The sequence below is a fragment of the Streptomyces antimicrobicus genome (assembly GCF_020532625.1).
Lineage (GTDB): Bacteria > Actinomycetota > Actinomycetes > Streptomycetales > Streptomycetaceae > Streptomyces > Streptomyces antimicrobicus.
On record NZ_JAJAUY010000019.1, the window covers coordinates 58,856 to 69,057 of the forward strand.

9 protein-coding genes are annotated in these 10,202 nt (G+C 72.6%); 6 read left to right on the forward strand and 3 right to left on the reverse strand.

Going from position 1 to position 10,202, the window contains the following annotated elements; genetic code table 11:
- The first annotated feature begins 78 nt into the window (after positions 1 to 78).
- A complete protein-coding gene (locus LG632_RS07865; protein ID WP_226726123.1) occupies positions 79 to 2,448 on the forward strand; it encodes a phosphoketolase family protein in 2,370 nt (789 codons plus the stop codon).
- Between the two features lie 57 nt (positions 2,449 to 2,505).
- On the opposite strand, the gene LG632_RS07870 is transcribed toward LG632_RS07865, so the two are convergent.
- On the reverse strand, positions 2,506 to 3,207 hold the full coding sequence (locus LG632_RS07870; protein ID WP_226726124.1) for a response regulator: 702 nt from the start codon (positions 3,205 to 3,207) through the stop codon (positions 2,506 to 2,508).
- A 161-nt stretch (positions 3,208 to 3,368) separates the two neighbouring features.
- Complete coding sequence (locus LG632_RS07875; protein ID WP_226726125.1) at positions 3,369 to 5,753, reverse strand: ATP-binding cassette domain-containing protein; 2,385 nt, start codon at positions 5,751 to 5,753, stop codon at positions 3,369 to 3,371.
- Positions 5,754 to 5,936: 183 nt separating this feature from the next.
- Here LG632_RS07875 and LG632_RS07880 point away from each other — a divergent pair, with 183 nt between their 5' ends.
- Together LG632_RS07880 and LG632_RS07885 are read left to right on the forward strand one after the other, a co-directional pair.
- Positions 5,937 to 6,311: a helix-turn-helix transcriptional regulator gene (locus tag LG632_RS07880; RefSeq protein WP_264201542.1), complete on the forward strand. Its 375-nt coding sequence runs from the start codon at positions 5,937 to 5,939 to the stop codon at positions 6,309 to 6,311.
- A gap of 10 nt (positions 6,312 to 6,321) precedes the next feature.
- Positions 6,322 to 6,738, forward strand: coding sequence for a VOC family protein (locus LG632_RS07885; RefSeq protein WP_226726127.1), 417 nt, complete (start codon positions 6,322 to 6,324; stop codon positions 6,736 to 6,738).
- Here LG632_RS07885 and LG632_RS07890 read toward each other — a convergent pair.
- On the reverse strand, positions 6,716 to 7,405 hold the full coding sequence (locus LG632_RS07890; RefSeq protein ID WP_226726128.1) for a DUF4389 domain-containing protein: 690 nt from the start codon (positions 7,403 to 7,405) through the stop codon (positions 6,716 to 6,718). The genes LG632_RS07885 and LG632_RS07890 overlap by 23 nt on opposite strands.
- 341 nt (positions 7,406 to 7,746) lie before the next feature.
- Here LG632_RS07890 and LG632_RS07895 point away from each other — a divergent pair, with 341 nt between their 5' ends.
- The 3 genes from LG632_RS07895 to LG632_RS07905 all read left to right on the forward strand — a co-directional run.
- Positions 7,747 to 8,358, forward strand: coding sequence for a histidine phosphatase family protein (locus LG632_RS07895; protein ID WP_226726129.1), 612 nt, complete (start codon positions 7,747 to 7,749; stop codon positions 8,356 to 8,358).
- 31 nt (positions 8,359 to 8,389) lie between these two features.
- Positions 8,390 to 9,316 (forward strand): oxygenase MpaB family protein, encoded by a 927-nt coding sequence (locus tag LG632_RS07900; protein ID WP_226726130.1) that lies wholly within the window; start codon positions 8,390 to 8,392, stop codon positions 9,314 to 9,316.
- The coding region (locus LG632_RS07905) for a serine/threonine-protein kinase (protein WP_226726131.1) at positions 9,298 to 10,202 on the forward strand (905 nt) is incomplete at its 3' end. The genes LG632_RS07900 and LG632_RS07905, both read left to right, overlap by 19 nt.

Sequence of the window (10,202 nt, forward strand, 5' to 3'; positions counted from 1 at the left end):
GCCACGGGCCGGCGGCACGAGGGTGTCGGTATCGGCTCAGTCGACGAACGTCCCTGACCCACACCCGCAGGAGCGGACATGACCGCGTTGACCGCCCACTCGCTCTCCGAGCTGGACGCCCACTGGCGCGCCGCCAACTACCTGGCGGTCGGCCAGATCTACCTCCTGGACAACCCGCTGCTGACCGAACCGCTCCGCCCGGAGCACATCAAGCCGCGGCTGCTCGGCCACTGGGGCACCTCGCCCGGCCTGAACCTGGTGCACACCCACCTCAACCGCGTGATCAAGGAGCGGTCGCTGGAGGTCCTGTGCGTCTGGGGGCCCGGGCACGGCGGCCCCGCCGTCCTGGCCAACTCCTGGCTGGAGGGGACGTACAGCGAGACCTATCCGGACGTGCCCCGCGACGCCGACGGCATGGCCAGGCTGTTCCGGCAGTTCTCCTTCCCCGGCGGTGTGCCCAGCCACGTGGCGCCGCAGACCCCCGGCTCCATCCACGAGGGCGGCGAGCTCGGATACGCCCTCGCCCACGCCTACGGCGCCGCCTTCGACCACCCCGGGCTGCTCGTCGCCTGCGTCATCGGGGACGGCGAGGCGGAGACCGGACCGCTGGCCGCGTCGTGGCACGCCAACAAGTTCCTGGACCCGGTCCACGACGGCGCCGTCCTGCCCGTCCTGCACCTCAACGGGTACAAGATCGCCAACCCGACGGTGCTGTCCCGGATCCCCGAGGCCGAGCTCGACGCGCTGCTGCGCGGCTACGGCCACGAACCGCTGTACGTGAGCGGCAGCGACCCCGCCCTGGTCCACCGGTCCATGGCCCGCGCGATGGACCAGGCGCTGGCCCGCGTGGCGGAGATCCAGGCCGAGGCGCGGACGGCGGGCAGCGGCCCGGGACGGGAGTACCCCCGCTGGCCGATGATCGTGCTGCGCACGCCGAAGGGCTGGACGGGGCCCCGGAGCGTCGACGGCGACCCGGTCGAGGGCACCTGGCGCTCCCACCAGGTCCCGCTCGCCGCCGTCCGCGAGGACCCCGCGCACCTGCGGCAACTGGAGAACTGGCTGCGCTCGTACCGGCCGCAGGAGCTCTTCGACGCCGACGGCCGTCCGGTGCCGCAGGTCCTGGCGTGCGTCCCGGAGGGCGACCGCCGCCTGGGCGCCGTACCGTACGCGAACGGCGGGCGGCTGCTGCGGCCGCTGCCGCCGACCCCGCCCGAGGCGCACGCCGTCCCCGTGGACAAGCCGGGCGGCACCCGGCACGAACCGACCCGCGTGCTCGGGCAGTTCCTCGGCCGGATCATGCAGGACACGGCCGCCTGCAGGGACTTCAGGGTCGTCGGGCCCGACGAGACCGCCTCGAACCGGCTGGACGACCTGTACGACGCCACCGGCAAGGCGTGGCAGGCCCTCACCGAGGCCACCGACCGGAACCTGTCCCGGGACGGCCGGGTGATGGAGATCCTGTCCGAACACGTCTGCCAGGGCTGGCTGGAGGGCTACCTGCTGACCGGCCGCCACGGTCTGTTCTCCACCTACGAGGCGTTCGCGCACATCGTCGACTCCATGGTCGGTCAGCACATCAAGTGGCTGAAGACCTCGCGAGAACTGTCCTGGCGGGCACCGATCGCCTCCCTCAACTACCTGCTCACCTCGCACGTCTGGCGCCAGGACAACAACGGCTTCTCCCACCAGGACCCCGGCTTCGTCGACCACGTCCTCAACAAGAGCCCCGAGGTCGTGCGGGTCTACCTGCCGCCGGACGCCAACACGCTGCTGGCCGTGGCCGACCACGCCCTGCGCAGCCGCGACCGGGTCAACGTGATCGTCGCCGGCAAACAGCCCTGCTTCGACTGGCTGTCGTTCGAAGACGCCCGCGCCCACGTGGAGCGCGGCGCCGGCGTCTGGGAATGGGCCGGCACCGACGACGGCTCCCGCCCACCGGACGTCGTCCTCGCGTGCGCCGGCGACGTGCCCACCCTGGAGGTGCTCGCGGCCGCCGCCCTGCTCCGCCAGCACCTGCCCTCGCTCGCCGTCCGCGTCGTCAACGTCGTCGACATCGCCCGCCTCATGCCCCACGAGGAACACCCGCACGGCATGACGGACGCCGCGTACGACGGCCTCCTCACCACCGACCGGCCGGTGATCTTCGCCTACCACGGCTACCCGTGGCTGATCCACCGCCTCGCCTACCGCCGCGGCGGCCACTCCCAGCTGCACGTGCGCGGGTACAAGGAGTCGGGCACCACCACGACCCCGTTCGACATGGTGGTCCGCAACGACATGGACCGCTACCGCCTGGTCATGGACGTCATCGACCGCGTCCCCGGCCTCGCGGACCGCGCCGGGGAACTGCGCCGGGCCATGGCCGACCAGCGCGCCCGCCACCACGACTGGATCCGCGCCCACGGCACCGACCTGCCGGAGGTCGCCGACTGGTCCTGGCCCGCCTGATCCCGGTGACTGGTCCTGGCCCGCCTGATCCCGGTACCGCTCAGGGCCGCGGTGTCCTCACGGCTCGCTCCGGCCGCCGTGGTCCTGGTCGCGGATCTGCGCGGCGATCACCGCCGCCTGGACCCGGCGCTCCACACCGAGCTTGCCCAGGAGCCGGGAGATGTGGTTCTTGACGGTCTTCTCCGACAGGTACAGCCGCTTGGCGATCTGCCGGTTGGTGAGCCCCTCGCCGATCAGTTCCAGCACGGCCCGCTCCCGCTCCGTCAGACCCGTCAGGCGGGCGTCCTCCGGTTCCTTCGCCCCTTCCGGGGCGCGCAAGGAGCGCATCAGGCGGGCGGTCGTGGCCGGGTCCAGCATGGACTGCCCCGTGGCGACCGTGCGCACGGCGGAGACCAGGTCGGAACCCTTGATCTGCTTCAGCACGTAGCCCGCCGCCCCCGCCATGATCGCGTCCAGCAGGGCGTCCTCGTCGTCGAAGGACGTCAGCATCAGGCAGGCCAGGCCCGGCATGTGGGAGCGCAGCTCGCGGCAGACGGTGATGCCGTCGCCGTCGGGCAGTCGCACGTCGAGCACGGCGACGTCCGGGCGCAGCGCCGGCCCGCGGGCCAGCGCCTGCTCGGCCGTGCCCGCCTCACCCACGACCGTGATGCCGGGCTCGGCGTCGAGGAGGTCCCGCAGGCCGCGCCGGACCACCTCGTGGTCGTCGAGGAGGAACACCCTGACCGGTGCCTCCGGGGAGACGTTCGCGTGCTCGGACATGATCGCCCCTGGTGTCGGTTCGCGCGGTGCGCTTCCCTCCGCATTGTCCCAGGAGGGCGCGCACCGCACCCCATGACCGGTCACGGTGGTTCCGGCCGCGCGGCGGCTGCGCGAGGGGTGGGAGCGCGCCCTGCGGCGCGTGCAGGTCGCGCCGCGTGCCGTCAGGCGCCCACGTAGGCGGCCAGGTGCTCGGCCGTCAGGGTGCTGCGGGCGCGGACGAGCTCGGCCGGGGTGCCCTCGAAGACGACGCGGCCGCCGTCGTGGCCGGCGCCCGGGCCGAGGTCGATGATCCAGTCGGCGTGCGCCATGACCGCCTGGTGGTGCTCGATGACGATGACCGACTTGCCGGAGTCCACCAGCCGGTCGAGCAGGCCCAGCAGGTGCTCGACGTCGGCCAGGTGGAGGCCCGCGGTCGGCTCGTCCAGGACGTAGACGCCGCCCTTCTCGCCCATGTACGTGGCCAGCTTCAGCCGCTGGCGCTCGCCGCCGGACAGCGTGGTCAGCGGCTGGCCGAGGCTGAGGTAGCCCAGGCCCACGTCGACCAGGCGTTCCAGGATCTTGTGGGCCGCTGGCGTACGGGCCTCGCCCGCGCCGAAGAACGCCTCCGCCTCGGTCACCGACATCGCCAGCACCTCGCTGATGTCCCGGCCGCCGAGGTGGTACTCCAGCACGGAGGCGTCGAACCGCTTGCCGTCGCAGTCCTCGCACGTGCTGGAGACGCCCGCCATCATGCCCAGGTCGGTGTAGACGACCCCGGCGCCGTTGCAGGTGGGGCAGGCGCCCTCGGAGTTGGCGCTGAACAGCGCCGGCTTGACCCCGTTGGCCTTGGCGAACGCCTTGCGGATCGGGTCGAGCAGCCCGGTGTACGTCGCCGGGTTGCTGCGCCGCGAGCCGCGGATCGGGGTCTGGTCCACGCAGACCACGCCGGCCGAGGCCGGGACGGAGCCGTGGATCAGGGAGCTCTTGCCGGAGCCGGCGACCCCGGTGACGACCGTGAGCACCCCGAGCGGGACGTCCACGTCGACGTCGCGCAGGTTGTGCGTGTCGGCGCCGCGGATCTCCAGCACGCCGTTCGGTGTGCGGACCGACTCCTTCAGCGCGGCCCGGTCGTCGAAGTGCCGGCCGGTGACGGTGCCGCTGGTGCGCAGTCCCTCGACGCTGCCCTCGAAGCAGACCGCGCCGCCCGCCGTACCGGCGCCCGGCCCGAGGTCCACCACGTGGTCGGCGATCGCGATGACCTCCGGCTTGTGCTCGACCACCAGCACCGTGTTGCCCTTGTCCCGCAGCCTGAGCAGCAGCTCGTTCATCCGCTGGATGTCGTGCGGGTGCAGCCCCGTGGTGGGCTCGTCGAAGACGTACGTGGTGTCGGTCAGCGAGGAGCCCAGGTGGCGGATCATCTTCACGCGCTGGGCCTCGCCGCCCGACAGCGTGCCCGAGGGCCGGTCGAGCGAGAGGTAGCCGAGCCCGATCTCCACGAACGAGTCGAGCGTGTGGCCCAGCTTGGCCAGCAGCGGCGCGACCGACGACTCGGCCAGGTCGCGGACCCACTCGGCCAGGTCGCTGATCTGCATCGCGCAGGCGTCGGCGATGCTGATGCCCTTGATCTTGGAGATCCGCGCTCCCTCGCTGAGCCGGGTGCCGTCGCAGTCGGGGCAGGTGGTGAAGGTCATCGCGCGCTCCACGAAGGCGCGCACGTGCGGCTGGAGGGCGTCGACGTCCTTCGACAGCATCGACTTCTGGATCTTGGGGATCAGGCCCTCGTAGGTCAGGTTGATCCCGTCGACCTTGATCTTGGTCGGCTCCTTGTGGAGCAGGTCGTGCAGCTCGCGCTCGGTGAACCGCGCGATCGGCTTGGCCGGGTCGAAGAAGCCGCAGCCGCGGTAGATGCGGCCGTACCAGCCGTCCATGCTGTAGCCGGGGATCGTCAGCGCGCCCTCGTCGAGGGACTTGTCCGCGTCGTACAGCTGGGTCAGGTCGATGTCGGTGACCGTGCCCCGGCCCTCGCAGCGCGGGCACATGCCGCCGGTGCGGCTGTACGTCGCCTTGACCGCCTTCTTCGCGCCGCGTTCGACGGTGATGGCGCCGCTGCCGCGGACCGAGGGCACGTTGAAGGCGTAGGCGCTGGGCGGGCCGATGTGCGGATCGCCGAGCCGGCTGAAGAGGATGCGCAGCATCGCGTTGGCGTCGGTGGCGGTGCCGACCGTCGACCGCGGGTCGGCGCCCATCCGCTGCTGGTCCACGATGATCGCGGTGGTCAGCCCCTCCAGCACGTCGACCTCGGGCCGGGCCAGCGTCGGCATGAAGCCCTGGACGAAGGCGCTGTAGGTCTCGTTGATCAGCCGCTGCGACTCGGCGGCGATCGTGTCGAAGACCAAGGAGCTCTTGCCCGAGCCGGAGACGCCGGTGAACACCGTCAGCCGGCGCTTGGGGATCTCGACGCTGACGTCCTTGAGGTTGTTCTCGCGCGCGCCGTGCACGCGGATCAGGTCGTGGCTGTCGGCGGCATGCGGCTCGGGCGACCGCTGGTCCGTCTTCTTCGTGTTCATGCCCGCCAGAGTAGAGACGTCCCGGCGGGCGCGGCTTCTCCATTACTGATCCCTTCGGCCCCTGACGGCTTCGGCCCGTGACGGCTTCGGCTTCCGACGGCTTCGCGGCCGCCGTGGGAGACTGGCCGGGTGACACGGCAGGAGCTCGACGACCTTGTCCGGCTGCGGCGCGCCCGCGACCGGATGGACCGCGACTACGCCGAGCCGCTCGACGTCCCGGCGCTGGCGCGCGAGGCGCTGATGTCGCCCGGCCACTTCTCCCGCAGCTTCCGCGCCGCCTACGGCGAGACGCCGTACAGCTACCTCATGACCCGCCGCATCGAACGGGCCAAGGCCCTGCTGCGCCGCGGCGACCTGACCGTGACCGAGGTCTGCTTCGCCGTCGGCTGCACCTCCCTGGGCTCCTTCAGCTCCCGCTTCCGCGAGCTGGTGGGCGAGAGCCCGAGCGCGTACCGGGCCCGGGACCACCAGGACGGCGCCGCCGTCCCGGCGTGCATGGCCAAGATCCACACGCGGCCGGTGCGGACCGGGGGAGCGAGGAGTGACGCCCGGCCGTAGCGTGAGCGGTATGGACATCAGGGTCTCGCAATGCTTCATCGCCGTCGACGACCACGACAAGGCCCTCGCGTTCTACCGCGACGTGCTCGGCCTGGAGGTCCGCAACGACGTCGGCTTCGAGGGGATGCGCTGGGTGACCGTCGGCGCGCCCGGGCAGCCGGACGTCAGCATCGTCCTGGAACCGCCGCTGGCCGACCCGAACGCCTCCGCGGCCGACCGGCGGACCATGGCCGAGCTGATGGCCAAGGGCCTGCTGCGCGGGGTGATCTTCACGACGGACGACTGCGACGCCACCTTCGAACGGATCAGCGCCGCCGGCGCCGAGGTGCTCCAGGAGCCGACGGACCAGCCGTACGGCGTCCGCGACTGCGCGTTCCGCGACCCCGCCGGGAACCTGCTGCGGTTCAACCAGGCCCTGCGGACGTGACCCCGGCCGCCGCCACCGGCGGGTCCTCGCCGCCCTGGTCCAGGCGGAACGGCGGGTAGGCGTCCGTCATCAGCGCCGCGTAGGCGCAGACCCGCAGCACCCACCGGTTCAGGCCCACGACCAGGTCGAACAGGCCGCGCGGGTACCGGCCGGTGAAGGCGAGCGCGACGACGGCGAACAGCGCCAGCAGCGTGATCAGGCCGCCGCCGCACATCCTGCGGTGCGACCCGGTGAAGACCCCGATCACCAGGTACTGCGGGATCGCCAGCAGCCACCACTTCACCAGCACCAGCCACCGCGAGAGCCGCTCGGGGTAGGCGACCTCCAGCCGCGCCGGGTAGTCGGGCACGGGGCCGAGGCTGAAGGGCGGGTAGCGGTCGGTGGCCAGGGCCCCGTACGCGTAGTACGACACCCGCCACGACCAGCGCAGCACCCCGACGTTGAAGTCGAACAGCGGGCGCGGATAGCGCTCGGTGAACAGGACGGCGAAGAACGCGATCACGCTGACGACGAGGAAGGCGAGCCACAGGAAGACCAGCACGACGTAGTGCGGGATCGCCAGGATCCACTTGACCAGCCACAGCCAGCGCGAGAGCGGGCTGTCGAGCACGGCCGTCACCCGGACCGGGGGGTAGGGGGGCCGGGGTGGGACGTAGAGATCGGCCATCGCTCTCTCCTCGGGAGGGCCGCCGGAAAGGGGCGGTCGATGACTGCTCGTCCCATTATCGGTTTCCCGGTTCGACGTGGCGCGCGGGCGGTGTTTCCATGGAATCGACGGAAAGAGTCCCTTTCGAGGATGCGGAGAAGCAGTCCCGAGCTGCGCACCGCACAATCGGGTTCCGCGAGAAGCGGGCGGGCTCTTTCCGTCCCTTCGCGCTGTCCCGCGGTTTCTCCCCTTCCCCGTCCCGTCCGCCCTTTCCGTGCTGTCCCTCCTGTCCCTCCTGTCCTTCCTGCCCCGGCTCACCGTGTCGCCGGGGCGACGGCGCCGGCCCGGCGTAGCGTGGACGCATGCCGTCCGCCCGACCGCGCATCCTGCTGGCCCGCCACGGCCAGACCGACTGGGCCCGCAGCGGCCGGCACACCGGCCGCACCGACCGGCCGCTGCTGCCGGAAGGCCGCCGCAACGCCGCCCTGCTCGGCGAGCGGCTGCGCCGCGCGCCCTGGCTCGGACTGCCCGGCGCCCGGGTCCGCACCAGCCCGTTGGTCCGCGCGACCGAGACCTGCCGCCTGGCCGGGTTCGCGGGCCGGGCCACCGCCTGGGACGCGCTGCGGGAGTTCGACTACGGCGCCTACGAGGGCCTGACCACCCCGCAGATCCTCGCCGAACGCCCCGACTGGGACCTGTGGCGCGACGGCGTCCCCGGCGGCGAGAGCCTCGCCGAGGTCGCCGCCCGCGCCGACACCGTCGTGGCCTGGGCACGGGCGGAGGAAGAGGACGCGGTGCTGTTCGGGCACGCCCACTTCCTGCGCGCGCTCGCCGCCCGCTGGCTGGGCCGGGACGTCTCCTTCGCCGCCCAGCTCGACCTCGGGCCGGCCTCCCTGTCCGTACTGGGCTGGTCCCACGAGCACCCCGCCCTGGAGCGCTGGAACGATCTCGGCCATCTTGAGGGGGAGGGCTGAGCGCCCCCGCCCGAGGGGTACCACTACCGATATGGACGCCCCCGACCCCGGCCTGTACGGCCCCGACTCCGTGACCTGGCAGTGCCACGGCGACCCGGTCATGTGGATCGCCGGTGTCCGCGCGCTCTACCTCCAGGCCCTGCACCCGCGCGCCGTCCGCGCCGTGATGGAGAACTCCGACTTCCGGGCCGACGCCTGGGGCCGCCTGCTGCGCACCGCCGACTTCGTCGGCACCGTCACCTACGGCACCACCGAGGACGCCGAGCGCGCCGGTGCCCGGGTCCGCCGCATCCACCGCGCGCTGTCGGCGACCGACCCCGCCACCGGCGAGCGCTTCCCCGTGGACGACCCCGAACTCCTGCTCTGGGTGCACTGCGCGCAGATCGACTCGTTCCTGGACGTCCTGCGCCGCTCCGGCGTCCCCCTGACCCCCGCCCAGGCGGACCGCTACGTCGACGAGAACCGGGTCTCCGCCCGGCTCGTCGGCCTCGACCCGGCCGAGGTCCCCGCCGGCACCGCGCAGTTGGCGGCGTACTTCGAGCGGGTCCGGCCCGCGCTCGCGGCCGGGCCGGACGCCCGGGCCGTGGACGCCTTCCTGCGCGACCCGCCGACCCCGCTCGTGCTCGTACCTGGCCGAAAACTGCTCTGGCGTCCGCTCGCCGAACTCGCGTACGGATCGCTGCCCGCGTACGCGCACCAGCTCTACGGCCGACCCGCTCCCGCCCCGGAGGTGGTCACCTTGCGCCTGCGTCGCACCGGAAGCGCACTGCGCACCGTTCCCGCAGGTCTACGCTGGCAGCTCCCCTCAGGTCACATCTTGAGAGCGATGCGCAGGCTGGGCTCGGCAAGCCGCCCGTCGGCGTACACACTGCGCAGACAGGCGGCCATACTGGACGAGCCGGGGAGGGCACAGCACGACGACGGGGGCGGCACCACGAGATGGCGGAGAGCAGACTGATCCATGGCCGGTACCGGTCGCTCGACCTGATCGGCCGCGGCGGCATGGGGGAGGTGTGGCGGGCCCGCGACGAGTCCCTGGGCCGCCAGGTGGCCGTCAAGTGCCTCAAGCCGCTCGGCCCGGAGCAGGACGCCCACTTCACCCAGGTGCTGCGCGAACGCTTCCGCCGCGAGGCACGCGTCGCCGCCTCCCTCCAGCACCGCGGGGTCACCGTCGTCCACGACTTCGGCGACGACAGCGCCGCCGGCGGGCCGCTCTACCTCGTCATGGAACTGCTCGACGGCAGCAACCTCAGCCAGCTGCTGGAGGAGAACGACGCCCGCCCGCTGCCGGTCGACGACCTGGTCGACATCGCCGAGCAGGTCGCCGCCGCCCTCGCCTACACGCACCAGCAGGGCGTCGTCCACCGCGACCTCAAGCCCGCCAACATCATGCGGCTCACCGACGGCACGGTGAAGATCTGCGACTTCGGCATCGCCCGGCTCGCCCACGACATCGGTTTCACCTCCAAGCTCACCGGCGGCGGGGTCGCCATGGGCACCCCGCACTACATGTCGCCCGAGCAGATCGCCGGCGGCGAGGCCGACCACAGCAGCGACCTGTACTCGCTGGGCTGTGTGCTCTACGAGCTGGCCACGGGCGCCCCGCCCTTCGAAGGCGACAACTGGTCGGTGCTGGTCGGCCACCGGGACACCGCCCCGGTCCCGCCGCGCGAGCACCGGCCCGAACTGCCCGCCTTCTTCGAGCAGGTCGTCCTGGACCTGCTCGCCAAGCGGCCCGAGGACCGGCCCTCCGACGCCCGGACCCTGCACCAGCGCCTGGTCGCCGCCCGCCGCGGCGCGTACTCCCCGGCCGCCGCCCTGCCGCCGCTGCCCGCCTGGGCGGC